This is a genomic window from Nocardia sp. 852002-51101_SCH5132738 (genome assembly GCF_001665695.1).
Classification (GTDB): domain Bacteria; phylum Actinomycetota; class Actinomycetes; order Mycobacteriales; family Mycobacteriaceae; genus Nocardia; species Nocardia nova.
On record NZ_LZML01000145.1, the window covers coordinates 201,936 to 227,832 of the forward strand.

Genomic DNA, 25,897 nt, shown 5'->3' on the forward strand with positions numbered 1-25,897 from the left:
CATGCTCGCATTCGTATTCCCCGGTCAGGGCGCGCAATTCCCCGGCATGGGCAAGGCGCTGGCCGACACCTACCCGGTCGCGCGCGAGGTGTTCGACCGTGCCGACGCGGCGATCGAATTCGGCCTCGGCGAGCTCTGCTTCGGCGGCGACCCGGCGGCGCTGGCCCGGACCGAGTACGCCCAGCCCGCCATCCTGGCCACCAGCGTGGCGGCGTACCGGGTTCTGGTGTCCGAGACCGGCATTCATCCGGTGGTCGTGGCCGGTCACAGCCTCGGTGAGATCACCGCCCACGTCTGCGCCGGCGCCCTCGACTTCGAGACCGCGGTGCGCCTGGTGCGCCGCCGGGGTGCCCTGATGCAGGAGGCGGTGCCGCCCGGGGAGGGTTCGATGGTGGCCGTGATGGGTCTGGCCGCCGACGAGGTCGACCGGATCTGCGCTGCCGCAGCGCAATCCGAGGTCGTCGCGGTCGCCAACTACAACGGCGCGAGTCAGATGGTCATCTCCGGGCACACCGGCGCGGTCGCCCGGGCACGGCGACTCGCCGACGAACGCGGCGCGATCACCCGCGTTCTCGAGGTCAGCGCCCCGTTTCACTGCGCACTGATGGCACCGGCCGCGGCCGCCTTCCGATCCGAGCTGGCCCGCGCCGAATTCACGACGCCACGAATTCCGGTGGTGGACGGCACATCCGGGGATTGGCGAGCCGGAGCGGATCCGGCCGGCGCGCTGTCCGCGCAGATCTGCGCACCCGTGCGCTGGGACGCCGTGATGGCCGGACTGACGGCCCGCGGCGTCCGGTACGTGATCGAAGCCGGGCCCGGCGCCCGCCTCACCTCCATGGTGCGACGGTCGGAAAAATCCATCGCCGCAGCGCATTTCGGCGCGCCGGAGGATCTGGACGCGGTGCTCGATCTGCTCGCCGACCGGCCGTGGACGCGGCGCGAACCGGGATATTGGCGCCACGGCGAGCGCGGCGATCTGTACGCGCCAGGCACATCCGAGATCGTCTGGGCCGGTACCGACGAATCCGAGCCGATGACCGATGCGGCCTGGACCGTCCGTTCCGACGGCTCCCGTCTCCGGCGCTACGGCCCGATGGCGGTGATCACCGCGGACAACGCGCTGCGCACTTTCGATCCGGACGCGTGGACGCCGCGCGAGGACGGAGCCTATCTGCGACGGGACCACCTCGCCGTCGAATATCCGGCCGATGGCGGTGAGACCTTCGACCCCGCGGAATGGATCGTCGACCCGGCCGGAACCCTGCGCCGGCGCGACGGCTCCCGCGTCATCTGGCCCGACGGCGACGAATGGAGTTTCGCGACACCCTGACCGATCTCATACGGTCGTATTGACCGCAGGCCTCATACGTTCGTATGGTAGTTCTCATACGAACGTATGAGAGGGTGGCTGCCGATGTTTCGTCTCGTGGAACTGCTCGGTCTGTGCGCGCCGCTGCTGGGTGCGGCGATCGCGCTGTACTACCGGCGGCGGCTGGGGCGAGCCTTCGGCGCCGCGGTACTCGCCGCGGGGGTGGCGGTGACCGGCTCGGTGGTCGGACTGGTCACCAGTCGGGCGATGTGGTTCGGTTCCGGTGGCGCCGAGGGCATTACGCGGCGCATGGAGTTCGGCGCCGGCGTCCGCAACCTCTTGCTGGTGCTGGCCTGGGCGCTGTTGCTGGTCGCCATCCTGCGGCGTCCGGTGCGGCCGGAGCCGGCGCGATGAGCGGCGCGCAGGTGGTGTTCGGTGCCGGCGAGCTGGCGGTGCTGGTGCTGGCGGTGGTCTCACTGGTGGCCGGCGTCGGATTGGCGCGCGGCTATCGCCTCGCCGGGTGGTCGCTGGCCGGAGCAGCGGTGCTGTGGCTGGTTGCCGAGGGTTTGCGTCTGCTGCAATTCGAAGCGCTGCTACCGGCGTTGGCCGGACCGGATCACGAATCGGCCCGCATGCTCGTCGGCCTGCTCGGGGATGCGGTCTACTTCGGCCTGAGCGGCGTCGCGGTGCTGCTGCTGTTCTTCGCCGCCGTCGTGGAGCGGGCCTCCCGTGGCGACGGCCGCCGGGAACCGGTGGCGGTGGCGCGTCGGGTGGGAGCACAGATCCGGCACTACTATCGGGCTCGCGATCAGCGGGAGAGGAGTCGGCGCGGTGGGCGTTGAGCGGGCCGGGGCGGCGGCCGGTGCCGCGATGGACCGTCGTGATCAGCTGCTCGATCGGCTGGCCGACGTCATCGCCGAGAACGGGATCGAGGGCGTCAGCATCCGCACGCTGGCCGCTCGCGCCGAGGTGTCGATCGGTACGGTGCAGTACTACTTCTCGACGAAAACCGACCTCCTGCACCGGGTGTGGGAATACGTGCGGGACGAGGCGGCCCGCCGCTTCGACGCCGCGACGGTGGCACAGCTTCGGCCGGCGCAGCGCCTGTCCCGCCTCGTCGACCTGCTCATCGCCCCCGACAGCGAGGATCGCCTGGCCCGGGTGTGGGTCGCACTGGTGGCCCGCGCCGCCCACGACCCGGAGATCGCGGCGCTGCATCGAGCCCAGTGGCAGCACACCGAGGAACTGCTCGCCCGGGCGCTGGCCGCCGTGAATCCGGACCGATTCGACGAATCCGCCGATGCCGCAGCCGAATTGCTGGCGCTGCTCGACGGTCTCACGCTCGCCGTCCTCACCGAACCCGATCGCATGCCGCCGGCCCGGGCGCGCCGGATCGGGCGGGACTGGACCGACCGCTGGGCGGGCGGGTAACCGTCACCCGGGCGGTGTCAGTGCACCCGTGAGGAATCCGGAATCAGTCGGCCTGCCTCGACCAGAACACGCAGTGCGGCACGGCGGCGCGGGCATTCGTCGGTGCGGCAGCCCCGGTGCATCTGCATGATCTGATGGGCCTTCTGCGGGGTGAGGTCGAGCGGTTCCATCCAACAGGTACTGAACATGTCCACGGTGTAGTCGCCCTCCTCGATCCCTGCCTGACCTTCGGCCATCCCGTGCCGATGTCGGTCTGTCGAGGTTATGCCCCCACTTTCGGGGGCCGGAATGTGCCGAACGGACCGAATATTGGTAATTTCGGACTGTGGTTGGGATCGGTACGCCGTCCGATGTGTTACCGCACGGCAGCGTCAGTGTGCGCATGATGGTGAGTGTCGGGCTCGCGCATGGATTGGATGAACCGCTGTTATTGGCGGGCACCGGAATCGAACCCGCGGATCTGGCCGATGAACAGGTGCGAATTTGGCCGGATCAAGAATTCGCTGTCGCCCGCAATCTCATTCGCGCGCTCGGCGATCGTCCCGGGCTCGGCGTGCAGACCGCCGCGCAGGCGTCGCTCGGCAAGGCCGGTCTGGTCGGCCTCGCGGCCCTGGCCAGCGCGACCATGCGTGACGTGCTGAACATCGCGGTCCGCTATCAGGATCTCGTCTCGGTCGCGGCGCGCTATCACCTCGACGATTCCGGTGGCGACGAGGTCGCGCTGGTGGCCGACGGCTCGGGAATACCTGCCGACCTGCGTGGATTCTTCGTCGAACGCGAGGTGGCGCTGATCTTCGTGGCCGGCCGGGCGCTCGACGTGACCATCCCCGCCGTCCGCCTGGAACTGGAGCTGGACGCCGACCGGGCCGCCGCACTGGCCGAATTCGCCTCGATCGACACCATCCTCAGCGACTGCCCGCGTACCGCGCTGGTCCTGCCGCGCTCGTTCCTGGATCTGCGCATGCCACATGCCGATTCGCATACCGCGAATCTGATCGAGCGGCAGTGCCGCGAGGCGCTGCAGGTCCTGCTCGACGGCGGCTGGAAGTTGTCGACACTGGTCCGCGAGCGCCTGCTGCGCGAACCGGGTTCGGTGCCGTCGATGGCCGAAGTGGCCGCCGAGCTGCACATCAACGTCCGTACGCTGCGCCGCCAGCTCGCCTCCGAGGGCGCCAGCTTCCGCGGCCTGCTCAACACCGTGCGCGAGAGCACCGCGGCGGAGTTGCTGCGCGCCGGGGCGACGGTCGAGGATGTCGCCCGCCGACTCGGATATGCGGAAACGGCTAATTTCACACACGCCTTCACCCGATGGATGGGGATGTCGCCGCGGGCTTACCGGCAGTCGCTGACCCGAAATCGATAGCGAATCGTGTCCTGACGCGTATTCGGATTTCGGGGAATCCGTGATTTAAGGTGCCCGCAACAATGTGTGGCACGGTGTTCCGGATAACTCGCTGCGCGTTTTTCACGAGCACATTCTGCATTCGCAATATGGCGACCGAATGCCGGCGAATTGCGCCGAGGCCGGATGGTGGGCGCGTGCGGGTCAACGGGGAAACCGAGCCGCTCGGTTGTGTCTCGGCGCCGCGGTTCAGGGTCACCGGCCGTCCGGCCCCGCCGAGCTCGACGGCGAAACGTCGGGTGCCCAGCCGGCTACCCATGTCCAGCCGTGCGGCAGGGTGAGTGCCCTCATATAGTTTCCTAGTAAAATACCTGTTAACCTTCTCGGGTGTCGCATCGTGCCTCGTCCTCCCCGGCTGCCGGTCTCCGCGCCACGCTGCGGATGCTGTCGCTGCGCGGGGTCTTCCGGATGCGTCCGGTCGCCGACACCTGGTACCAGTCCGCGCTGGCGCGCTGATCGCGATCGGCGGACCGGAGGTCGTGCTGCTGGCGACCGGGCAGGTGCAGCTGGCCTTCTACACCAGCGCCGGTGGTCTGTGCGCCCTGTACGGGCACGGCCTGCCGTATGCCGCCCGCGGCCGGACCCTGGCCTGGGTGGTGCTCGGGATGTTCGCCGGCACCGCGGTCGCGTTGACCGCGTCGGCGCTGATCGAATCCGCGGCGGTGCGGGTCCTGGTGATCGCGGTGCTCGCCGGGCTTTACAAGCTGGTCTGCGACGCCTCCCGGATGGGACCGCCCGGCAACATCATCTTCACCTTCGTGGTCTCCAGCGCGGCCTTCATCCCGCAGCGTGCCGGACAACTTCCCGGTCACCTCGCTCTGATCCTGCTGGGCGGCGTCCTGGCGTGGTGTGTCTGTATGGCTCCGGCGCTGGTCCGTCCGCACGCGCCGCAACGCCTGGCCGTGGCACGGGCGCTGGAATCGACCGCCCGGCTGCTGCGGGTGCCACTCGGCGATGCGGGAGTACCGCGCGCCCGGCACGACGCCGCGGTCGCCGTGCAGGCCGGATGGACCGCGCTGTCCCGGGTGCCCGCGACGGCTCGCACCACGGCGCAACTCGCCGCGCTGGCCGGTCTGCTCGCCCGGGCCGAAACCCTCGCCGCCACAACCAGGCCCGCCGGTCCCGAATATCTGCTGTACCCCTCCGACGCCGAGAATGACACCGCGGCATCGGGTTTCGCCACGGCACGAGATCGAACCCGACTCGGCGCCGACGCCGGCGCCGGCACCCTCGACCGGTACGCCCGCGCCCTGCGCAGCGGCCTCGAGGTGCCCCGGATCCATTGCGCCGCAGCCGAAGAGTCCGAGATTCGCGGTATCGGCCTCGGCCGAACCGGTGCCGTCCGCGGGGCGGCGTTGCGGCGCGTGGGCCACGCCTTCCTGCCCGGCGCGCCCGGACTGCCGCTCGCCACCCGCGTCACCCTCGGCGCCGCGGCGGCGGGCTGGATCTCGTTGGCGCTGGGCGTGAATCGTCCGTACTGGGCCGTGATGACCGCCGCGGTCCTGATCGTCGTCAATACCGCGCAGTCGTGGCAGCGTACTGTGCAACGCGTGCTGGGCAATCTCGTGGGTGTCGCGCTGTTCACGGCGGTGGCGCCGTGGGCGCACAGCGCCGTCGCGCTGGTGGTGATGGCGCTGATCTGCCAGGTGATCGTCGAGGCCACCATCTCCCGGAACTATTGGGTCGCTTCGGTGTTCATCACACCGATGGCCCTGGCGATGGTGGAGTTCGCCACCCCGCGACCGGCCTCCGAGCTCGGACTCGATCGCTGGCTCGACACCTGTGTGGGTGCGGTGGTCGCGGTCCTGATCTGCTTCGCCATCCCCAATCGCCGGGTCACCGACCGGGTGGCGGCGGCGCTGGGCGACCTCGATGCCGCGATCGGCCGGGCCCGCCGGGCGGTGGACTCCGGCACCGCGGCGCCGGCCGATCGGGCCCGGCTCGCCGCCGCCCTGATCGAGGTTCGCACGTGCGCCGATACCGCGGCGGGGGAATGGTGGAGTGCTCCGCTCCCCGATGAACGCATCGTCGCCGCGGAACGCACCGGACATCAGCTCCTGGATCGCTTGCCGGTCAGAACCTTCGCGGCGGTGTCGTGATGACCGCGCGGACCCCGGCCGGTTCTCCCTCCCCGGTCCTCGAAGACGCCAAAGAAAACGCGGCCGAGAACGCGGTAGCCGACGATGCCGTCGCCGAGGTGATGCGGCAGTGGGCGCGGGCCGCACCGGAACTCGATCTGCGTCCGATCGCGGTGATCGGCCGCATCACCCGCTGTGCGGCCCTGCTGCAACAGGTCGCCGACGCCCCGCTCGGCGACGAAGAACTGGCTCGACCGGAATTCGACATTCTGCTGGCGCTGCGACGGGTCGGCGGTGAACTCACGCCGGGCCGGCTGGCGCGCGAAACGTTCGCCTCGCCCGCGGCCGTGACCAAGCGGCTGCGGGGGCTGGAAGAGCGCGGGCTGGTCGGCCGTCGGGCCGACACCAGGGACCGGCGGGTCTCCCATATCGCGTTGACCGCGGACGGCCGCGCGCTGATCGATCGGCTGATGCCGCGACAGCTGGCCTACGAGGCCGGATTGCTGTCCGGACTACCCGATGACGACCAGCGCGAACTCGCTCGCATTCTGGCCGATGTGCTGGTGCGGTGGGAGGGACGGTTCGGCGGGCTGCCCCGCTGACTCTCGAGACGACTCGCTCCGCTTCTCCCGAGGACGCCCGCATCCGGTCGTACGACGAAGCGGACCGGATGCGGGTGGATTCGCCTGCGCGTCAGCCGTTTCCGACGGCCGAGAGCGGGCGGATCAGGGGAACGCCGTCGGATGCGACGGGTACCGGGACGCTGGCGAGTTTGTCGATCGCCGCGTAGTAGGCGGCCTCGTATCCGGCGCCCAACTGGTCGACGGAGAACTTCTCCACCACCCGGCGCCGGCAGGCGGCCGGGTCGATCTCGTCGGCCGCGGCGATGGCCGCCGGCAGTTCGGCGGGATCGTCGCAGATGATGCCCGTGACCCCGTGATCGACGACCTCTTCGACCGCGCCGCCGCGCAGGGCCACCACGGGGGTGCCGCAGGCCATCGCCTCGATCATCACGATGCCGAACGGCTCCTCCCATCGAATCGGGAACAGCAGGCAGCGCGCCGAGGCGAGCAGCAGCCGCTTCGCGATCTGGTCGGCCTCACCGAAGACGAAATCGGTGTCGCGCAGCAGCGGCCGCACCGCGTTCTCGAAGTAGGCCTTCTCCGGGGGTTCGTTCATCTTCGCCGCCAGCACCAGCGGCATCCCCGCCTCGTGGGCGGCGTGCAGGGCCAGGTCGGGACCCTTGTAGGGGGCGTAGCGCCCCAGAAACAGGCCGAAGTCCTGTTTGCGGGTCTGGAACGGCCATTCCGCGGGGCGGACCGTGTTGTAGACGCGGCCGACCCAGTTGAGATTCTCCGCCAGGGAGCGTTGCCGATCGCTGATCGCGACGAACTGCGCGGTATCGGTCAGCGAGCTGTAGTACTCCTGCGCTTCCCCGTCGACCGGACCGTGCACGGTGACGACGGTCGGAATGCCGAGAGCGGAGTACATCGGAGCGTTCAGCGGCCCCGCGAAGGTGTGGTCGTGAACGACGTCGATCCGTTCGGTCTGCGCCAATTCGGTGATGATGCGCCGAACCTTGAGCGCGTTGAGCACCTCCGGGAACGGATCGCCGAGGCGTTCGGCGAGGATGTCGTCCCATACCCGGATGAACCGTGCAGTAGTCCCGGAGCGGCCGGCGCCCAAAAGGGTCACCCGGTGCCCGCGTGCTACCAGTGCGTCCGCCAGTTGAGCCACCACGGCTTCGACGCCGCCGTAACCGGCAGGCGGCACTTCGAAGTACGGCGGTGCGACCATCACGATGTGTAAGGACGCGCCGGGTTCGTGGAGCCGGTAGATCAAGGATTCCGAGTCCGCCAGTGAAGCGTCCTCCAACGTGGTGCCGCGCAGGGCGCCGGACAGCGATGCGCCGGACAGCGATGCGCCGGACAACGATGCGCTGGACAAAGAGGCCGAGTACTCCGATTCCGGATAGTGCAGGGAGTCGTCGCACTCGACGGGACTGGAGCCGGACGGGCCCGCGGAATCCGAGCCTGACGGGTTACTGCTCATGGTACTGCCTCCTCAACGTGTGAAGCTGCGACCAAGCATGGCGAGAGACCAGAAACCACCAGGCGTCTCTCGGGAACTTCGGTTTCCCTCATCGGGCGGGCCGGAGCGACCCGGTGGGTGATGTACCCAGCAGCAGACACGGTAACCCTTCGGCAGTAAAATGTCCGGGAATGCCTGGTAGAACGCAAAATTTGTGCAAGTGAGCCGGGGTACGCGGGCGGGATTACCGAGCGGTAGGACATCGCGGCGGACCCTGTCGCCGGTCCTGCCGGGGGTGTCCGGGGCGTCACGGCCGCGCCGGCGCCTCCGCGTTCGGGCGCCGAGGCGCGCATATATATAAGGCATCGATAGATCGCCGAATTGAAATCCCGGCAATTCGGGCATTCGAGACAAATTGCGATTACGACGCGCCGACGGACTTACTGTTTCACGGCAGAGTATTGACCGTTGATTTACCATTGCCGCGCCGCTGCGCGTGGCGTCCGAATGTTCCGGAAAACGCCCTCATTTGCAGGTCGTACGGCGTAGAAAGTGATAGCCGGTCGATGGCTGGGGCAATTGTCCCGGAGTGTCCGGTGCAAAATTCAAGATCAAGTATATGAAGATCAAAAATGTTGCTACGCAAGAAGGTTGGTCTGTGTAAGCTGACCTCGATCACGACCTACTACGAGGTGGGATGGCGGCGATGGTGGTGTCGCAGTGAGTATCGACAAACTCCGGCTGCGCCGTGCGAGCTACATGGTAGCCGCATTCGGTGTGCTGGCTTTGGTGGTGACCGGTCCACTGGATCGGTTGATGCTGGGTGTTTTCATCTGTATCGGGCTGGGTTTGGGTTGGCTGAACGCGCAACTGACATTGCGGTCGGTCACCGGCATCACCCGCTCGGAATCGCCGAATAAGCAGGCGCTGGCCTTGTCGACGGCCGCGCGGCTGATCATCGTCACCGTACTGGCGATCATCGTGGCGTTCCTGACGCGCCCGAACGGTGTGGGCATCTTCTTCGGACTCGCGTTGTTCCAGGTGATCCTCGTCTTGCATACCGTTGTGCCCGAGTGGAGAGGGCTCCGTCAGCAGTCATGAGCAGCACTATCGCGACGATGATCCTGGCCGATGAAGAGCCGAAGATCGAAGTAGGTCACCACGCCACCACCGAGCTCTGGGGATTGACGTTCAACGTCGACACCATCCTCTCGACGGCGGTCGCCGCGGTGATAGTCATCGCCCTGGCGCTCTTCCTTCGCATGAAGATCACCTCGGGCGTACCGAACGGCGTGCAGTTGTTCTTCGAGACCATCACCGTGCAGATGCGCGGGCAGGTGGAGTCCGCGATCGGAATGCGTATCGCGCCGTTCGTATTGCCGCTGGCGGTAACGCTTTTCACCTTCATCCTGCTGTCGAACTGGATATCGGTGCTGCCGATGCAGTACGGCCGCGGCGAATTCATCTTCCCGCCGGCCTCCGATGTCAATTTCGTCTATGCCCTGGCATTGTTCGTCTTCGTCTTCTACCACGCGGCGGGTGTCCGGCGCCGCGGTCCGGTGACGCATGTGAAACAGTTGCTGAAGGGCCACACGGGGTGGGGACCGATGGTGTTGATCAACATCATCGAAGAGATCGCCAAGCCGTTGTCGCTGTCGCTGCGATTGTTCGGAAATATGTTCGCCGGCGGCGTCATGGTCGCGGTGATCGCGCTGTTCCCGTACTGGATCGCGTGGGGCCCCAACGCCATCTGGAAGCTGTTCGACTTGTTCGTCGGCGCCATTCAGGCGTTCATCTTCTCGCTTTTGACCGTCCTCTACTTCAGCCAGTCCATGACGCTGGAGCACGAAAACCACTGAACGGCAGTCCCGGTCGGCCTCACCGATCGGTCAACGTTGGAGAACAGGAAGAGAAAATGGCAGCAGATCCAGCAATCGTCCAGGGTGCCCTCATCGGCGGCGGCCTCATCATGGCCGGTGGCGCCATCGGCGCGGGTATCGGTGACGGTCTGGCCGGTTCGGCACTGATCAACGGCGTTACCCGGCAGCCCGAGGCCGAGGGCCGGTTGCGCGGTAACTTCTTCCTGACCGTCGGTCTGGTCGAGGCCGCGTACTTCATCAACCTCGCGTTCATGGCGCTGTTCGTATTCGCAACTCCCGGTAAGTAATCGGCGAGATGTCCGCGCGAACCGATGTGGTGGCCGAGGGGAACTTCCTCATCCCCAACGGCACCTTCTTCGTCGAGCTGATCATTTTCCTGATCGTGCTCGGAGTCATCTGGTTCTTCGTCGTTCCGCCGATCCGCAAGGTGCTGACCGAACGCGAGGAGCGGGTGGAGGCGACCGCCGCCAACGCCAAAGAGGCGAAACAGGTCTTCGCCGACGCCCAGGCGAAATATGAGACGGCGCTGGAACAAGCCCGTACCGAGGCGGCCGACATCCGCAACGAGGCACGGGCCCAGGGCCGGGCGATCATGGACGACCTGCGGACGCAGGCTCAGCAGGAGGTCGACGGCATCGTCGCCGAATCCGCTGCCCATCTGCGCGCCGAGGCCGACCGCGTCAAGTCCGAGCTGCGACTCGAGGTCGAGCCGCTGGCCCAATCGCTCGCCGACCAGGTGGTCGGTGACAGTCGCCACGCCGGCACCGCCGGTCGTAGGAGGGGCAGGGATTCGTAATGATTGACACCAGCGGCGGTGTGCTTGCCGCAGGCGGATACGAGATCACCTTCGACTGGCCGGTCTTCTTCAGTCAGCTGTTCGGCTTCGCCGTCATCGTCTTCATCATCTGGAAATGGGTTGTCCCGCCGGTGAAGAGGTTGATGGCGAAGAGTCAGGACGCGATCGCCAAGCAGCTCACCGAAAGCGATCACGCCGCGCAACAGCTGGAAGAGGCCAAGCGCTCGTACGCGAACGCCATCACCGAAGCGCACACCGAACTCGAGCAGATTCGCGCCGACGCGCGCGCCGACGCCGAGTACATCGTGGCGCAGATGCGAGAAGCGGCCGCAGCGGAAGTCGAACGGGTGCGGCGGCAGGGTCGCGATCAGGTCGCCCAGCTGCGTCGCCAGATGGTGCGCGATCTGGAAACGGATCTGGCGGCCGCGATGCTGGCGATCACCGAGGAAAAGGTGCGCGACCAGGTGGCGACACCGGAGGCGAAGTCGGACAGTATCGAACGGTTCCTCGAGGACCTGGAGATCCTGGCCAACTCGTCGTCGGTCAAGCGGCAGGCCCAACCGGGCTGGAACTGAACATCGTAGGCGAGTAGCCGGTGGGCCGTGGCCCACCGGCTACTCGTTTCTATACCGAGACGGTGGCGGGCGGAGTCAGCGCGTCGGCGAGCGCCGCGAGGGTGGGCGAGCAGCCGGAATCGATACGGACGGTGGCCAATTCGTCCCCTCGCGTGGCGCCGCGGTTCACGATCACGACGGGTTTACCGGATTTCGCGGCCCGGCGGACGAAGCGCAGCCCGGACATGACCGTCAGCGAAGAACCCGCGACGACCATCGCGTCGGCCGCGTCGACCATCGAAAATGCCTCGGCCACCCGATCTTTCGGGACGTTCTCGCCGAAGTAGACGATATCGGGCTTCAACATGCCACCGCAGTCGGTGCAGTCGACCATGCGGAAGCTGTCGGTCTCGCCGACCACGGCGTCCGCGTCCGGCGCCACCTCGATACCCGTGGCGGTCGCCAGTTCGGCGAAGCCGGGGTTGGCCGCTTCCAGCCGATCGGCGAGTGTCATGCGCGAGATCAGTCCGTGGCACGACAGGCAGCGCACACGCGCGTAGGTACCGTGCAGATCGATGACGGCGCGGTGCCCCGCCTTGGTGTGCAGCAGGTCCACATTCTGCGTGATCAGTCCGCTGACCACCCCCGCATGTTCGAGCCGGGACAGCGCGCGATGGCCGAGATTCGGCCGCGCGGCGTCCATCCGCCGCCAGCCGACGTGATTGCGTGCCCAGTAGCGCTGCCGGAATACCGGATCACCGACGAACTGCTGATAGGTCATCGGATTGCGTGGCGGCGAATCCGGCCCGCGATAGTCGGGGATACCGCTGTCGGTCGACATGCCGGCCCCGGTCAGGACCACGATCCGGCGGCCCGTCAGCACCTCCACCGCACGATCGAGGCCGGTGTCGGTCGGCAGGGTCGCGAGCTGGGGCATGAATCCAGGTTACGAGTCCGTGCGCGATGTTCTCCCAGGGCTTACTCGATGGCGCGGATCAGATCGTCGTCGGAGTTCTCCGGTGTGGTCCTGGCCGCCTTCGCGTGGCTGTAGGCGATGCCGGCGACCAGGATGGCCAGCAGGACCGCCGAGGTGCCGTAGGTGCCGAATCCCAGTCCGCCGCTGCTGTGCGATTTCGAGAGCAGATCGCCCGCGGTGGCGCCGAGCGGCCGGGTGAGGATGAAGGCCATCCAGAACAGGACGACACCCGAGATCGGCGTGCAGTAGTGCGCCAGCAGGATGACCACCATGATCGTGCCGATCAGCGCCGCGCCGCCGCCGTAGCCGAGGCCCGAGCTGTCGGACAGGTAGTCGCCGAGCGAGGTGCCGAGGGTGTTCGACAGCAGGATCGCCGCCCAGTACAGCATCTCGCCGCGCAGCGTCCGGATATTCGAGACGTCGTAGGTCTGCCCGCTGAACCGCCAGATCACGAAGACGATCGCCAGGCCGCTGATCAGCAACGCCGCGCCCGCGCCGTAGCCGAGCCCGCCGTCGGTCGAGGTATCCGAACCCGGCCCGCGGTTGATCAGATCGGACATGGTGGTGCCGGCCGTACTGGTCGCGGCGATCACCGTCCAGTACAGGGCGGGATGGAAGCGGCGGGCCCGCAACTGGGCGATGAGGCTCACCACGAAGATGGCGAGGAACAGCAGCGACGCGGCCGCGTAGCCCAGCTTCAGGGTCTGCGCCAGCAGATCGCCTCCGGTCTCTCCCAGGGTGGTCGCGGCGATCTTCAGAACCCAGAACAACGCCGTGACCTGGGGAAGTTTATATACGGTCCGGGCCGGTGCCGGGTTGGTCACGTGGTAGTCCTTTCCGGGCCGCGAGCCGGCGACCGTCTCGACACAGGGACGGCGGCATTCTGCCCGCCCGTCGCTGAGACCACGCTGAGATCGTGACGGGCTCGCCGCGGTCGTGGTCGATGATGGGTGGGTGAATCGGTTCCGGCGCTGGATACATCCGTCGCGGTGGGGTGTGCGGATCCGGTCTGCCCTCGTTTCGGCTCTGGCGGTCGGTGTCGTGCTGCTCGTCGCCGCGGGTGCGATGGTCTGGTTGCTGCACCGTTCGCTGATCGACGAACTCGACGCCGCCGCGCAGGCCCGTGCCGGCGAGATCGCGGAGACGCTCGAACACGACCCGGCTCGGGTGCGCGAACTTCCGCGCGCCGAGGACGGGCGCGTCGCGGCGGCCCAGGTCGTCGCGCCGGATGGGACCGTGATCTGGGGTTTCGACGATCCGCACGGAGTACTGGCCACCGCCCCCGCAGGTGCGAGACGGGCCGTCGGACTGTCCGCCTCGCCTGGATACGACGAGGACTTGCGGGTCGCGAGCCGGGTCGCCGAAACGTCCTCGGGCCGCTACCAGGTGTTCGTCGCGGTCGACACCGAATCGGTCGAGCGGGCGGTCGGCCGGGTCGGGGCCTTGCTGGCGGTGGGAGCGCCGATCGTGGTGCTGGCCGCCGCCGTGGCAACGTATCTGCTGGTCGGCCGCTCGTTACGGTCGGTGGAGGCGATCCGCGAGCGCGTGGCCCGGATCGGTGCCACACAGCTCTCGGAGCGGGTGCCGGTGCCGACGCCGCGCGACGAGATCGCCCGGCTGGCCGAGACGATGAACGATATGCTCGCGCGCGTCGAGGCCGGACACCGGGCCCAGCGCCGTTTCGTCGGCGACGCCTCCCACGAATTGCGCAGTCCGCTCGCCACGGTCACGGCCGCACTGGAATTGGCGCGCCACCGGCCCGAAACGGTGGACGCGGAGCTGATCGACGGCACGCTGCTGCCGGAAGCCGAGCGCATGCGCCGGCTGATCGACGATCTGCTGACCCTGGCCGCCGCCGACGAACGCGGACTCGAATTGCGTACGGGCGATGTCGATCTCGACGACATCGCCCAGGCGGCGGCCGTCGCCGCTCGGCTGCGCGGGGGGATAACGGTCGATACGGATATCCGCCCGACCCGTATCGTCGGCGATCCGGAGCGATTGGCGCGGGCGCTGCGCAATATCGTCGACAACGCGGTCGCCCATGCCCGTTCACGGATCCGGATCGCGGTCACCGACGATATCGCGCCGGGAGCGTCGGGGGGCGCCCGCCTCGTCGTGGACGACGACGGGCCGGGCATTCCCGCGGCCGACCGCACGCGGGTCTTCGATCGTTTTGTGCGACTCGAGGCCGACCGGTCCCGGACGACCGGGGGTTCGGGCCTCGGGCTGGCGATCGTCGCGGAAATCGTGGCCGCCCACGGGGGAGTGGTGCTTGTGGACGAGTCACCTTGGGGTGGAGCACGATTCGTTGTCGAGCTGCCGGTGACGGGACCGCCGGACCGGTGACTCATTCCGGTGCGGCGGTGACTTCCGAGTCGATCAGCCGATAGCCGACACCGCGCAGCGTTTCGATGCTGTTGCTGCCGAACGGCGTATCGATCTTCTTGCGCAGATAACCGATATAGACCTCGACGACGTTCTCCGGCCCGTCGTAGTGCGCATCCCAGACGTTGCGCAAGATCTCGGTTTTGGTGCGGGCACTGCCCTTGTGCCGCAACAGGTATTCGAGCAGTCCGAATTCCCTTGGTGTCAAAGACAATTCGGAATCAGCGCGGGTGACCGAGCGCCGCCGCGGGTCCAATCTCAGATCACCCGCGGCCAGGATTTCGGGCTGCTGTGGGGCGCGACGGCGCAGCAGGGCGCGCAGGCGGGCGGTGAGGACGACGAAGGAGAACGGTTTGGTCAGGTAGTCGTCGGCGCCCAGGTCCAGCGCGTCGACCTGGTCGTAGTCGCCGTCCTTCGCGGTGAGCATCAGCACCGGGGTGGTGATGTCGCGTTCGCGCAGCCGGCGCAGCACCTCGTAGCCGCTCAGTTCGGGCAGCATGATGTCGAGCACGATGACGTCGAAGTCGTCCTCGCTCGCCCACCACAGGCCGTCGGTGCCGGTGTGAGCGTGCTGGACGACGAAACCCTCCAGCTCCAGGCCGCGCCGCAGAGTGACGGCGAGCCGGGGCTCGTCCTCGACCACCAGCACACGCATCCCTCCAGCATGCCGGATCCATGCGGTGGGCCGCGCGGGTCCTACAACCAGATGCCCGATTCGACGACCCATACGCCGCCGTTGTTCTTGCGGGCGGGCTGGGACAGTTGCAGGGAGACACGCTGTCCGTCCGGCCCGGTCGCGACGGCCAGGTAGGGCCCGCCGTGGGTGATCGCCGGCTGCGACCAGCCGAAGCGTCCGGAGACGAAGGCACGTGCGACGGCGTCCTCGTCCAGCCGCCACGGCTGGTGACCGGCGTCGACCGACTGCTGCAACTGCGCGGCCGCATCGCCGCTGATGCCTTCGCCGGGGAAGGCGGTGCCGGCCGGTGGATGGTCGCCTGCGGTCGGGCCGGACGGCGAGACGACGGGAAGCTCGGACGTTGGGGCAGAGGGGAATTCGGCGCGGCCGGACGAAGGCCGCTCGACACTGCCGGAGTCGTCGTGGGTTTCGACGGTGGTGTTCACGGCGGCTGTCTGCGTCGTCGAGGGGTATTCGGCGGTATTCGGCCCTTCCGAGGCCGGCGAATCGGTCGAGCAGGCGCCGAGGGGTACGGCGACCGCGACACCGACCGCGACGGCGATGACGCGGGGGATGTCCGTGGCTCGGATCTGCCGATGGCCGGATCTGTGCGGGAGTCGGGTGTGGGAGCGCATGGCGTTCTCCTGATGCGATCGGTGCCGTCATCGTGTGATCCGCGCCCGGCCGGTGTGTGTTATCGGCGGTGAGGCGTGTCGGCGCAATCGAGACCACTCCGTCATCGCGACGGGCGTGGGCGATGGTGCTCGCTCACCTGTCGCGACCGCGGTGTCAGCGCGCCGCGGATCTCGGCGGCCGCCGCCCGCACCCGCGGTGCGATGCGCCGCAGCGCCGCCGGACGATCACAGACGACACCCACGGCCGCCGACGCGTCGACGGCCACGGCCACCGCGGCCAGTCCGGATCCGAATTCGTCGTCGTCGTAATCGGTTGCGTGGCAGGCGATTCGGTGCAGCTTGCGGTGCAGTTCGGGGAGATCGACGCCGGGCTCGATATCGGTCACCCGCGCCTCGACGTCCTCCGGCGGCAGGTAGGCCAGCGCGACCCGGCCGAGGGTGCTGCGATGCGCCGCCACCCGGGTCCCGACCCGGGTGGGCACCGCCGTCGCCGCCCGGCCGCCGAGTTTGTCGAGGTAGAGCACCTCGCCGCCGTCGAGGGCGCCGAGATGGACGACGGCCGCGGTGGCCAGTAGCAATTCGTGCAGAATCGGCGCCGCGCAGGCACGTAACCGGGACAGCCGCGCGGTGTCGGCGTTCCATGTGCGGACGCGCCGGCCCAGCGCATAACCGTCCGCACTGTGGGTGAGCCACTCCAGCTGGATGAGCTGCCGCACGATCCGATGCACGGTGGCGCGCGGCAGCCGGGTCCGGACGGCGATCTGGCCGAGCGTCAGGTGGCGATCCGGTGCCTGGAACAGATCCATCACCAAGGTGGCGCGCTCGAGCATCGTCAAAGGCAGCTGAGCTGCGGCTACCTCGGACATGTACCGATGGTAGAAGTCACTCGCGCCGCGCGAGGGCCACGTTATCCATTCGGTACGCCGAGATCACCCGCCGGATCCGGACGCCGATCCGGCGCCGAGGCCGTTCGCGGACCCGCTGGGCAGTTGCAGTTGAGCGTCCGGCGCGCCGGTGCCGTTCGGGTCGAGCATTCCGCCCTGGCCTGCGTAGGGGCTCCGGCCCGGCGGCGCCTGCAGCACCGTGAGGTAATTCCACAATCCCGCCGCGAGCGCACCCCCGCCGACCAGCACCGTCCCGAAGACACCGCCCGCACCAGCGAACGCCAGGACGGCCGCCGGAATCGTCGCCAGGCAGCCGGGGCCGACCACCAGGCAGGTACTCGCTCCGACCGCGGCGCCGATGAGGGCGCCCAGTACGGTGCCGACGACCGTCCCGATCACGGGGCCGCGCGACATGACGGTCGCGAAATCGTCGAGGGCCAACTGATTCTCCATCGCGGAAGCCGCGGGGCGTCTCGCGATATCCGGTGTCATCGTGAGCGTGCGCCCGCCGTCGCCGATGCGGGTAGCGATGCGGTGGGCGGTGCCGTCCAAGGTGAAGCTCGCCGGCAGCGTCGTGACGGGAGTGCCGCCCACGGTGACGCGGGCGGAACCGTCGTCACCCGCGCTGAACGTACCGGCGGCGAAGCCGCTGAGAACGACTGCGCCAGAGGTGGTTTCGATGCTCGGAGCCGGTGGCTCGGCGGTCGCGGTGGCGACGGTGACGGATGCGGCCAAGGCCGCGGTGGCCGCGGTGAGCGCGGCGATCGTACGGCTGGACATCTGCGCCTCCCACGCTCAGCGACCGGTATCCGGCACACCCGGGCGGCCACGCAGATCGGGGGCGTATTCGCTGGTTCCCGGAGGAGCCAGCAGCGTGGTGACGTAGCGGTAGAGCCCCGCCGCGGTGGCGGGACCGCCGCCCAGTACCAGTCCCGCGACGCCGCCCGCGGCTCCCGCGAGGCTGACGATCGGCAGCACGGCCACCACACAGCCGACGCTCAACACCGCACACGAGGCACCCGCCAGGGCGATCCCGAGCCCGATGCCGAGGACCGCGCCCACCGCCGTGCCGATCAGCGCGCCGACCGAGGTGCCGATACTGACCGCGTTGACCAGGTCGTTCATCGCGAGTTGATTCTCCAGCGGCGAGGCGACCGGGGTCGCGGCGTCGCGGCGCAGGCCCGCGGTCTCCGGTGTCAGCGTGAGAGTCGTCGCATCCCCGCCGATCCGCGCGTGGATCGGCATGCGCTGGTCGCCGATCGCATAGGCGAGCGGCAGGGCATCGAGCACGCGGCCCTCATAGTCCCGGACAGTGACCGCGGTGCCGTCGGGATCGACGGCGAAGCGGCCGTTGGTCAATTCGACTGTCACCGAGCCGGTATCGGTCGATGCGGCACGGTAGGCGACCACCGCCGGGGCCGGATCGGCCGCCGCGGTCCCCGCCGCGGCCAGTGTCGCGCAGATCGCCACTGTCGTCGAGATCCGAATCTTCATGGGGCGCCCCCTCGTCTCGATCCACCGGGCGCTCGTGACGCCCGGCCCCGGTCCGGGTGCGGTGTCGCGCACGACGTGCGGGGAGCCGGACCGTAGCGCGGCGGATTCGGAAGCGTCCGAAGGCGTCTCGCTCAGCGAGACAGTTTCTCCGTCGTGGCCGGAAGCCCGGCCAGGAAGGTGGTGATCGCCGAGGTGACCGTTTCCGGATCCTCGACCATCGGCAGATGTCCGCAGTCGCTGAGCACGAGACGCTCACGGGGGCGCAATGTTTCGTCGAGCCGGGCGCCGGCGGCGGCCGAGAGGATCCGATTACGCCGGCCCCAGACGGTGCAGATCGGCGGGAACTCGGGGCCCGGAGTGAAGTCGTCGAGTGCGGCGAAAGCGGGAAAGTCCTGTACCAGCCGGTCGAGCGCGAGCAGGCGGCCGCGATCGGCCCAATGTGATTGCAGGCGTGGGTCGTTCTGCAATTTCCGGTCGCGTCCGCGCGGTCCCAGCTGAGTGGCGACGATCCATGCGACGAGGGGTTTCGGCAGCGCGAGCCGCCGGGCCAACGGCGCGAGCGGCACGAACCGGTCGAACCACATCAGCGGCGCCTGATCTCCGTGCCGCACGGTATTCCAGGTGAGCGGATTGATCAGCACCAATCCGCGCACCCGCGCCGGATCACCGATCGCGAAACTCAGCGACGTCGCACTGCCCAGGCAATTCCCGACCAGTATCACCCGGTTCAGCCGGTACTCGTCGAGAAAGGCCCGCACCATGGCCACATAATCGGCGAGCCGATACCCGTGCGGTTGCTCCGATTCTCCGTAGCCGGGCAGGTCCAAGGCGAACACCTCGTATTCGCCCCGCAACGCGGCCATCTGCTCGTCCCAGATCCGCCGCTGGGCGCCCGCATTGTGGAGGAAGACGACCGGATCGCCGTGGCCGGCGCGGTCGTACACCACGCGCCGCCCCTGATATTCGAATTCCGCCACGACGACTCCTCACTTCTACGAACATCGATGTTCGTGAGTGGGTACGGTACCGCACCCGCGCCGAAAATGCGGGTCAGCGGGCCAATTGCAGGGCCAGGGTCGCGGCGGCCGGGATCAGATACAGCGCCGGGAAGATCGTGGTTCCGTAGGAATGGGCTCGTACCGTGGTTGCCATCGCGCCGAGGAAATACAGAATCAATCCCACGGCCGCGGCCACCCCGATCACCGGGACGAAGAAGCCCACGACGAGTCCCAGCGCCCCGGCGGATTTGGCCAGGGCGAGCCAGTTCCACCAGCTTCGCGGCACGCCGTATTGATTCAGCGGTTCCACGACGAATTCGCTCTTGTTGAACAGTGAGTAGCCGGAGAAGCCGATCCACAGTGCGGCCGCTGCGCCGACGATGTAATACGCGATGTCCATGCCGGTGTGACGATGCGGCGGGCCGCGGTGTGACATGCCGCCGGGAGCAATGGTGCGATCAGCGTCGCTGCAAGGTGAATCCCGCGAGCGAATACGGGGCGTCGATCGAGGTCGCGGCGGCATTCACGGTGCCTTCCCAATAACCCTGCGGTGCGTCGACGGCGCGCAGGTCCAAACCCGTCGGCATCCCCTCGAACGTCACGTATGTCTCATCGGGGCCGGCCGCGTTCTGGCGGCCGGTCTTCGAGGAATTCCCGCACACCAGCGTCACGGTCGCACCGTCGACGAAGACCTGCAGGTCGCAGTTGTGCACGGGTGAGCCGATCATATTGTCGGGGTGCTGGGTGATGTGGTAGTTCCCGGCCGGAAGGATCCCGTTGCGGGGAACTCCGGGGTCGTCGGCAAAGGCGGCGGCCGGCACCGCGGAAAGGGTGGCGGCGGCGAGTGCGGCTCCGGCCGCGGCGCGTCGAACATTCATGGTCCGGCTCCTATCGGTCGATCCATCGAAATCAGCCGGATGCCGGAGTCGTCTCGGGCAACCGGGTCGCTCTGATGGGAGGATTCCCCGCTCCCGCAAACGAAACCAGCGGCGCGGACATCGGCGCGGTGGCGTCGCCTGCGTCTGGCTATCACCGTGTGGACCGGCTACTGATGTCCCGAGATGTTAAGTTCCAAGTCCCGGTGCGGTAAGTATTTGCGCCTGTCTGCGCCTACCGTTGAACGCATCACCCGGTGCCGGACTCGGCGGCGAGCGAACCGCCCGACCGGACGCACCGAGACAGTGCGGACCGTGGATCGCGAGCCCTCGCGGTGTCGATGCTCCGGTCCTGTCGGAAGAGGAGATGTCCTGTGCCACAAGCCTTTCGTTACTACGAGACCGGAGCGCCCGAGGTGCTGCGGTGGGAGCGCGTGGAAGTCGGCGATCCGGGGCTGAACGAGGTGCGGATTCGCCACCGTGCCGTGGGCCTGAACTTCGCCGACACCTATTTCCGTACCGGGCTGTACCCGGCGCCGCTGCCCGCGGGCATGGGCGTGGAGGGCGCGGGTGTGATCGAGGCGGTGGGCCCGGGTGTCACCGACTTCGCTCCGGGCGACCGGGTGACCTATACGGGCAGTCCGCTGGGGGCCTACAGCACGGAGCGGGTGATGCCGGCCGAACATCTGATCGCACTTCCGGACGGCATCGGCTTCGACACCGCGGCGGCGATGACCATGCGCGGCCTCACGGCGGCGTATCTGCTGCGCCGCATCCACCCGCTGCGTCCGGGCGATACGGTGTTGCTGCACGCCGCCGCGGGCGGGGTCGGCCTGATCTTCACCCAATGGGCAAAGCTGTTGGGTATCACCGTGATCGGCACCGTCTCCTCCGACAGAAAGGCCGAGATCGCGCGGGACCACGGGTGCGATCACGTGATCGTGTACACCCGCGAGGATGTCGCCGAGCGCGTGCGTGAACTCACCGGCGGCGCCGGGGTCCGGGTCGTCTACGACAGCATCGGCAAGACGACCTTCGACTCCTCGCTGAATTCGCTGGCGCGACGCGGGCTGCTGGTGTGTTTCGGCACGGCCTCGGGTCCGGTGCCGCCGATCGACGCCATGAGCCTGGCCGTCAAGGGGTCGTTGTTCGTGACCCGGCCGGCCCTGGCCGATTACATCGCCGACCCGGCCGAGCGCGCCGAACTGGCCGGCGAGCTGTTCGCCCACGTCGCGGCGGGACGCATCCGCATCGACATCAATCAGCGCTACGAACTCGCGGACGCGGTGGCCGCGCACCGCGATCTGGAACAGGGCACGAGCATCGGCTCGTCGGTCTTCACCGTGGGCCGGGAAGGACAGTCATGACAAGCATTGCCCCCGTGCATCTTTCGGCGCGCTCCGCGCCGTTCGGAGTGCGTCCGCTCACCTGCACCATCGGCGCGGAATTGTTCGATCTGGACCTGGCCGAGGTGGCGCGCGACGACGCTCTGTTCGCCGCCCTGAAGCAATTGCTGCTCGAGTACAAGGTGCTGTTCTTCCGCGATCAGAACATCAGTCGCGCCGAACATGTCGCGCTCGCAGAGCGTTTCGGGCCGCTGGAGGACCACCCCGTCCTGGGCAGCGACCCCGAACATCCCGGCCTGGTTCGCATCTACAAGGACCTCGACAGCGCGCCGGAACACTACGAGAACGCCTTCCACTGCGACGCGACCTGGCGGGAGGCTCCGCCCATGGGATGTGTGCTGCGCTGCGTCGAAACGCCGGCCGTCGGCGGCGACACCATCTGGGTGAATATGGCCGAGGCGTATCGCCGCCTGCCCGAATCGGTGCGCTCGCGGATCGCGGGCTTGCGCGCCCGTCATTCCATCGAGGCGAGCTTCGGCGCGATGCGTCCGGACGCCGAACGCCTGCGGCTGCACGAACAGTTCCCGGATGCGGAACACCCGGTCGTGCGCACACACCCGGAAACCGGCGAGAAGGTGTTGTTCGTCAACGCGTTCACCACACATTTCGTCAATTACCACACGCCGGAGAATGTGCGGTTCGGCATCGACTACGCCCCCGGCGCGTCGGAACTGCTGAACTACCTCGTCCGGCAGGCGAGCGTTCCCGAATATCAGGTCCGCTGGCGGTGGACCGAGAACAGCTTCGCCATCTGGGACAACCGCTGCACCCAGCATTACGCCGTGCAGGACTACTTCCCCGACGTTCGCAAGATGGAGCGCGCCGGAATCATCGGCGACAAGCCCTTCTGAAGTCACTGAACCACAGTCTATTTCGATACAGCAGCCTATTTCGATCGGAGTACAGCCATGCATTTCCACGACGACGCCTTGTTCCCGGAGAACCAGGAGAAGCTGGTCATCACCAGCGCGCCGTACGGGCCGGAATGGGAGCCCGACGATTTCCGCGAGGATCTGCCGCTGACGATGGAGGAACATATCCAGCAAGCCGTCGACTGCTACGAGGCCGGCGCCACCGTGCTGCACATCCACGTGCGTGAACTCGACGGCAAGGGTTCCAAGCGCCTGTCGAAGTTCAACGAGCTGCTGGCCGGGCTGCGCGAGGCCGTCCCGGAGATGATCCTGCAGGTGGGCGGATCGATTTCGTTCGCGCCGGAAGGTGAAGGCGCCGAGGCGAAGTGGCTGTCCGACGACACCCGCCACATGCTGGCCGAACTCGATCCGAAGCCGGATCAGGTGACGATCGCGATCAACACCAGTCAGATGAACATCATGGAGTTGATGACCGCCGACGATATCGCCGGCACCTCGATGCAGCGGCCGGAACTGGCCGAGGCCTACCGGGAGATGACCGTCCCGGCCGGACCGGCGTGGGTGGCCGAACATCTGCGTCGCCTGCAGGGCGCGGGGATCCAGCCGCATTTCCAGCTGTCGAGCATTCCGCAGCTCGAGACGGTCGAGCGGCTGATCCGTCGCGGCGTGTACACGGGTCCGCTGAATCTGACATGGGTCGGCATCGGGGGCGGCTTCGACGGACCGAATCCCTACAACATCATGAATTTCATTCAGCGCGTCCCCGACGGGGCTTGCCTGACCCTCGAGACGCTGATGCGCTCGGTGCTGCCGGTCAACGCGATGGCGATCGCCATGGGACTGCACACGCGCTGCGGTAACGAGGACACCATCTGGGGGCGCAAGGGGGAGAAGTTCACCTCGGTGCAGCAGATCCAGCAGCTTGTCCGCATCGCCGGTGAACTGGGCCGCGAGGTCGCCACCGCCAAGGATGCGCGTGAGATCTACAAGATCGGCACCACCTACGCCGATGCCGACGAAACCCTCGCCCGGCTCGGCTACGCCCCCAACCGCAGGCCCGGCCAGGTCGGCTTCACCCACCACGCCTGAGTGGACGTACTCCGTCGGGCGGTCCACCGGCTCCGCCCGCCGGGCCTCCGTGCTCGGCCACACCGACTTGCAGAAAGGAGTTGCAGCACAGTGCACACTGCCCTCGACCCGACCGTGGTGATCGTGCCCGGCCTGCGTGATCACGTTCCCGATCACTGGCAGACGAAACTCGCCGCGACGCTGGAGCGGGTACGTATCGTGCCACCGCTCGAGCAGGACGGAATCGGCCTCGCGGCGCGGGTACAAGCCCTGGATCGGGTGCTGTCGGACGTGGCCGGGCCGGTGGTACTGGTGGCCCACAGTGCAGGCGTGATGATCACCGTGCACTGGGCACAACAACCGACCCGCGATGTTCACAGTGCGCTGCTGGCCACTCCGGCCGATATCGAAAAGCCCTTTCCTCCCGGCTATCCGACGACCGAGCAACTGGACGCCGACGGCTGGTTGCCGATTCCGCGGCGCCGGCTGCCGTTTCCGAGCATCGTCGCGGCGAGCACCACCGATCCGCTGGCATCCTTCCGGCGGGTGGCCGGTATGGCGGAGGCATGGGGCAGCCGGCTGGTCGACCTGGGCGATGTCGGACATCTCAATCCGGCGTCGGGTTTCGGACCCTGGGACCGCGCCGGGGAACTGCTGCGGGCGGCCGTCGACCTGGCCCGCCCGTCCGCGGTCGGTCGGGAGGCGCGATGACCGAGGTGATCATGTCGGCGGCGGCAGCGGTCGCCGACATCTCCTCCGGATCCTCGCTGGCGGTGGGCGGGTTCGGGTTGTGCGGCATCCCGGAGACGTTGATCGAGGCGGTCGCCGCCGCCGGAGCCGACGAACTCGCCGTCGTGTCCAACAATTGCGGCACGACGGCGTACGGCTTGGGAATTCTGCTGGCGGACAAGCGAGTACGCCGCGTCACCGCCTCCTATGTCGGTGAGAACGCGGAATTCGCCCGGCAGTATCTGTCGGGCGAACTCGAAGTCGAGCTCACTCCGCAGGGCACTCTCGCCGAACGGCTGCGCGCCGGCGGAGCGGGTATCCCCGCCTTCTACACACCGGCCGGCGTCGGCACGCTGATCGCCGACGGCGGAATGCCGTGGCGCTTCGGGCCGAACGGCAGCGTGGCGGTCGCGTCGCCGCCGAAGCCGGTGGCCACCTTCGCGGGGCCCGCCGGGCCGAAACCCTATGTGCTGGAGGAGGCGATCACCACCGACTTCGCCCTGGTACACGCGCTCATCGGCGACACCGCCGGCAATCTGGTCTTCGACAAATCGGCGCGCAACTTCAATCCGCTGGTCGCGGCGGCGGGCCGGATTTGTATCGCCGAGGTCGAAACGGTCGTTCCCGCAGGCGATCTCGACCCGGACCGGATTCACCTGCCCGGCATCTTCGTCGATCGCATCGTGCCCGCCGGGCCGGCCCGGGGTCGCATCGAGAAGCGGACCGTACGGAGCGAGGAGAGGAAATGAGCGGCGTCATCGCCCGTTCCGGATGGGATCGCTCCGCGATGGCGGCGCGGGCCGCGCGAGAATTGCGTCCGGGTGAATACGTCAATCTCGGCATCGGCCTGCCCACGCTGATTCCCGACCACCTGCCCGCCGATATCCGGGTCACCCTGCATTCGGAGAACGGCATCCTCGGCACCGGGCCCTATCCGGTCGAGGCCGAGGTCGACGCGAATCTGATCAATGCCGGCAAGGAGACCGTCACGGTGCTTCCCGGTGCCTCCTTTTTCGATTCCGCGACCAGTTTCGGGATGATCCGGGGTGGTCACATCGATACCGCGATTCTCGGCGGCATGCAGGTTTCGGCCACCGGTGACCTCGCCAATTGGATGGTGCCGGGCCACATGGTCAAGGGCATGGGCGGGGCGATGGATCTGGTGCACGGCGCGCGCCGGGTGATCGTGCTGATGGAGCACACCGACAAATCCGGCGCGCCGAAACTGGTGGACCGCTGCACATTACCGCTGACCGGCGTGGGCGTGGTCCATCGCGTCATCACCGATCTGGCGGTCCTCGACGTCACCGCTTCCGGTCTGGTGTTGCGCGAATGCGCACCGGGCGTGACCGAGGACGACGTCGGCGCCGCGACCGGCGCCCCCGTACTCACCGACATCGGCGGACACTGAC

32 protein-coding genes are annotated in these 25,897 nt (G+C 68.0%); 20 read left to right on the forward strand and 12 right to left on the reverse strand.

Features of this window, described 5'->3' with window-relative positions; all coding sequences use genetic code 11:
- The first annotated feature begins 1 nt into the window (after position 1).
- The 4 genes from fabD to A5789_RS21095 all read left to right on the forward strand — a co-directional run bounded on the left by fabD (position 2) and on the right by A5789_RS21095 (position 2,743).
- Positions 2-1,333, forward strand: coding sequence for an ACP S-malonyltransferase (fabD, locus tag A5789_RS21080; protein WP_064905800.1), 1,332 nt, complete (start codon positions 2-4; stop codon positions 1,331-1,333).
- An 84-nt stretch (positions 1,334-1,417) separates the two neighbouring features.
- Positions 1,418-1,726, forward strand: coding sequence for a hypothetical protein (locus A5789_RS21085; RefSeq protein WP_063009154.1), 309 nt, complete (start codon positions 1,418-1,420; stop codon positions 1,724-1,726).
- Positions 1,723-2,154 carry a hypothetical protein gene (locus A5789_RS21090; protein ID WP_064905796.1) on the forward strand — a complete coding sequence of 144 codons (432 nt, stop codon included), beginning with the start codon at positions 1,723-1,725 and terminating at the stop codon, positions 2,152-2,154. The genes A5789_RS21085 and A5789_RS21090 overlap by 4 nt, the downstream gene beginning before the upstream one ends.
- A complete protein-coding gene (locus A5789_RS21095; protein WP_082940857.1) occupies positions 2,144-2,743 on the forward strand; it encodes a TetR/AcrR family transcriptional regulator in 600 nt (199 codons plus the stop codon). Before A5789_RS21090 ends, A5789_RS21095 begins: the two co-directional genes overlap by 11 nt.
- Positions 2,744-2,760: 17 nt before the next feature.
- Here the strand turns inward: A5789_RS21095 and A5789_RS21100 are convergent, their stop codons facing one another.
- A complete protein-coding gene (locus A5789_RS21100) occupies positions 2,761-2,979 on the reverse strand; it encodes a hypothetical protein (protein WP_030515125.1) in 219 nt (72 codons plus the stop codon).
- 89 nt (positions 2,980-3,068) lie between these two features.
- On the opposite strand from A5789_RS21100, the gene A5789_RS21105 reads away from it, so the two are divergent.
- From A5789_RS21105 to A5789_RS21115, 4 genes are all read left to right on the forward strand, one after another.
- Positions 3,069-4,106, forward strand: a complete 1,038-nt coding sequence (locus tag A5789_RS21105) for an AraC family transcriptional regulator (protein ID WP_146098713.1) — start codon at positions 3,069-3,071, stop codon at positions 4,104-4,106.
- 366 nt (positions 4,107-4,472) lie between these two features.
- Positions 4,473-4,601 carry a hypothetical protein gene (locus A5789_RS38300; RefSeq protein WP_255401971.1) on the forward strand — a complete coding sequence of 43 codons (129 nt, stop codon included), beginning with the start codon at positions 4,473-4,475 and terminating at the stop codon, positions 4,599-4,601.
- A gap of 23 nt (positions 4,602-4,624) precedes the next feature.
- On the forward strand, positions 4,625-6,244 hold the full coding sequence (locus A5789_RS21110) for an FUSC family protein (RefSeq protein ID WP_155525537.1): 1,620 nt from the start codon (positions 4,625-4,627) through the stop codon (positions 6,242-6,244).
- Positions 6,244-6,825 carry a MarR family winged helix-turn-helix transcriptional regulator gene (locus A5789_RS21115; RefSeq protein WP_082856606.1) on the forward strand — a complete coding sequence of 194 codons (582 nt, stop codon included), beginning with the start codon at positions 6,244-6,246 and terminating at the stop codon, positions 6,823-6,825. The genes A5789_RS21110 and A5789_RS21115 overlap by 1 nt, the downstream gene beginning before the upstream one ends.
- Positions 6,826-6,916: 91 nt before the next feature.
- Here A5789_RS21115 and A5789_RS21120 read toward each other — a convergent pair whose 3' ends face one another.
- The gene (locus tag A5789_RS21120) at positions 6,917-8,275 is read right to left on the reverse strand and encodes a glycosyltransferase family 4 protein (RefSeq protein ID WP_155525536.1); all 1,359 of its coding nucleotides are present in this window, start codon (positions 8,273-8,275) and stop codon (positions 6,917-6,919) included.
- 699 nt (positions 8,276-8,974) lie between these two features.
- Here A5789_RS21120 and A5789_RS21125 point away from each other — a divergent pair.
- From A5789_RS21125 to A5789_RS21145, 5 genes are read left to right on the forward strand one after another with little or no spacing between them, the layout of a single operon-like run.
- A complete protein-coding gene (locus A5789_RS21125; RefSeq protein WP_030515130.1) occupies positions 8,975-9,355 on the forward strand; it encodes an ATP synthase subunit I in 381 nt (126 codons plus the stop codon).
- Entirely contained in the window at positions 9,352-10,113 is a 762-nt protein-coding gene (atpB, locus tag A5789_RS21130) for a F0F1 ATP synthase subunit A (protein WP_030515131.1), read from the forward strand. The genes A5789_RS21125 and atpB overlap by 4 nt, the downstream gene beginning before the upstream one ends.
- Positions 10,114-10,169: 56 nt before the next feature.
- Positions 10,170-10,421 (forward strand): F0F1 ATP synthase subunit C, encoded by a 252-nt coding sequence (locus tag A5789_RS21135; protein WP_025352811.1) that lies wholly within the window; start codon positions 10,170-10,172, stop codon positions 10,419-10,421.
- Positions 10,422-10,429: 8 nt separating this feature from the next.
- Entirely contained in the window at positions 10,430-10,930 is a 501-nt protein-coding gene (locus tag A5789_RS21140) for a F0F1 ATP synthase subunit B (RefSeq protein ID WP_036524281.1), read from the forward strand.
- Entirely contained in the window at positions 10,930-11,505 is a 576-nt protein-coding gene (locus A5789_RS21145) for an ATP synthase F0F1 subunit delta (protein ID WP_030515133.1), read from the forward strand. Before A5789_RS21140 ends, A5789_RS21145 begins: the two co-directional genes overlap by 1 nt.
- Before the next feature lie 49 nt (positions 11,506-11,554).
- Here A5789_RS21145 and A5789_RS21150 read toward each other — a convergent pair whose 3' ends face one another.
- Both A5789_RS21150 and A5789_RS21155 read right to left on the reverse strand, forming a co-directional pair.
- A complete protein-coding gene (locus tag A5789_RS21150) occupies positions 11,555-12,421 on the reverse strand; it encodes an NAD-dependent protein deacetylase (protein ID WP_063009164.1) in 867 nt (288 codons plus the stop codon).
- 41 nt (positions 12,422-12,462) lie between these two features.
- Positions 12,463-13,284, reverse strand: a complete 822-nt coding sequence (locus A5789_RS21155; protein ID WP_064905794.1) for a hypothetical protein — start codon at positions 13,282-13,284, stop codon at positions 12,463-12,465.
- Between the two features lie 130 nt (positions 13,285-13,414).
- Between A5789_RS21155 and A5789_RS21160 the strand changes: the two genes are divergently transcribed.
- A complete protein-coding gene (locus A5789_RS21160; protein ID WP_064905842.1) occupies positions 13,415-14,809 on the forward strand; it encodes an ATP-binding protein in 1,395 nt (464 codons plus the stop codon).
- Position 14,810: 1 nt separating this feature from the next.
- Here A5789_RS21160 and A5789_RS21165 read toward each other — a convergent pair whose 3' ends face one another.
- From A5789_RS21165 to A5789_RS21200, 8 genes are all read right to left on the reverse strand, one after another.
- Complete coding sequence (locus tag A5789_RS21165) at positions 14,811-15,503, reverse strand: response regulator transcription factor (RefSeq protein WP_064911013.1); 693 nt, start codon at positions 15,501-15,503, stop codon at positions 14,811-14,813.
- Positions 15,504-15,544: 41 nt separating this feature from the next.
- Positions 15,545-16,159: a hypothetical protein gene (locus A5789_RS21170; protein ID WP_064905789.1), complete on the reverse strand. Its 615-nt coding sequence runs from the start codon at positions 16,157-16,159 to the stop codon at positions 15,545-15,547.
- Between the two features lie 101 nt (positions 16,160-16,260).
- The gene (locus A5789_RS21175) at positions 16,261-17,025 is read right to left on the reverse strand and encodes an IclR family transcriptional regulator (protein ID WP_064905787.1); all 765 of its coding nucleotides are present in this window, start codon (positions 17,023-17,025) and stop codon (positions 16,261-16,263) included.
- A 63-nt stretch (positions 17,026-17,088) separates the two neighbouring features.
- Positions 17,089-17,823 carry a hypothetical protein gene (locus A5789_RS21180; RefSeq protein WP_064905785.1) on the reverse strand — a complete coding sequence of 245 codons (735 nt, stop codon included), beginning with the start codon at positions 17,821-17,823 and terminating at the stop codon, positions 17,089-17,091.
- A gap of 15 nt (positions 17,824-17,838) precedes the next feature.
- Complete coding sequence (locus tag A5789_RS21185; protein ID WP_064905784.1) at positions 17,839-18,537, reverse strand: hypothetical protein; 699 nt, start codon at positions 18,535-18,537, stop codon at positions 17,839-17,841.
- 131 nt (positions 18,538-18,668) lie between these two features.
- Positions 18,669-19,514 carry an alpha/beta fold hydrolase gene (locus A5789_RS21190; protein ID WP_064905782.1) on the reverse strand — a complete coding sequence of 282 codons (846 nt, stop codon included), beginning with the start codon at positions 19,512-19,514 and terminating at the stop codon, positions 18,669-18,671.
- A gap of 73 nt (positions 19,515-19,587) precedes the next feature.
- Positions 19,588-19,935: a DoxX family protein gene (locus A5789_RS21195; protein ID WP_030515143.1), complete on the reverse strand. Its 348-nt coding sequence runs from the start codon at positions 19,933-19,935 to the stop codon at positions 19,588-19,590.
- Between the two features lie 58 nt (positions 19,936-19,993).
- Positions 19,994-20,413, reverse strand: coding sequence for a hypothetical protein (locus A5789_RS21200; RefSeq protein WP_064905781.1), 420 nt, complete (start codon positions 20,411-20,413; stop codon positions 19,994-19,996).
- Positions 20,414-20,784: 371 nt separating this feature from the next.
- Here A5789_RS21200 and A5789_RS21205 point away from each other — a divergent pair, with 371 nt between their 5' ends.
- The 6 genes from A5789_RS21205 to A5789_RS21230 all read left to right on the forward strand — a co-directional run bounded on the left by A5789_RS21205 (position 20,785) and on the right by A5789_RS21230 (position 25,896).
- A complete protein-coding gene (locus A5789_RS21205) occupies positions 20,785-21,777 on the forward strand; it encodes a quinone oxidoreductase (protein WP_064905779.1) in 993 nt (330 codons plus the stop codon).
- A complete protein-coding gene (locus tag A5789_RS21210) occupies positions 21,774-22,667 on the forward strand; it encodes a TauD/TfdA family dioxygenase (protein WP_064905777.1) in 894 nt (297 codons plus the stop codon). Before A5789_RS21205 ends, A5789_RS21210 begins: the two co-directional genes overlap by 4 nt.
- A 57-nt stretch (positions 22,668-22,724) precedes the next feature.
- Positions 22,725-23,777, forward strand: coding sequence for a 3-keto-5-aminohexanoate cleavage protein (locus tag A5789_RS21215; RefSeq protein WP_030515147.1), 1,053 nt, complete (start codon positions 22,725-22,727; stop codon positions 23,775-23,777).
- 90 nt (positions 23,778-23,867) lie between these two features.
- Positions 23,868-24,467, forward strand: coding sequence for an alpha/beta hydrolase (locus A5789_RS21220; protein ID WP_030515148.1), 600 nt, complete (start codon positions 23,868-23,870; stop codon positions 24,465-24,467).
- The gene (locus A5789_RS21225; RefSeq protein WP_063009194.1) at positions 24,464-25,234 is read left to right on the forward strand and encodes a CoA transferase subunit A; all 771 of its coding nucleotides are present in this window, start codon (positions 24,464-24,466) and stop codon (positions 25,232-25,234) included. The genes A5789_RS21220 and A5789_RS21225 overlap by 4 nt, the downstream gene beginning before the upstream one ends.
- Entirely contained in the window at positions 25,231-25,896 is a 666-nt protein-coding gene (locus tag A5789_RS21230) for a 3-oxoacid CoA-transferase subunit B (RefSeq protein ID WP_064905775.1), read from the forward strand. The genes A5789_RS21225 and A5789_RS21230 overlap by 4 nt, the downstream gene beginning before the upstream one ends.
- The last annotated feature ends 1 nt before the right edge of the window (position 25,897 follow it).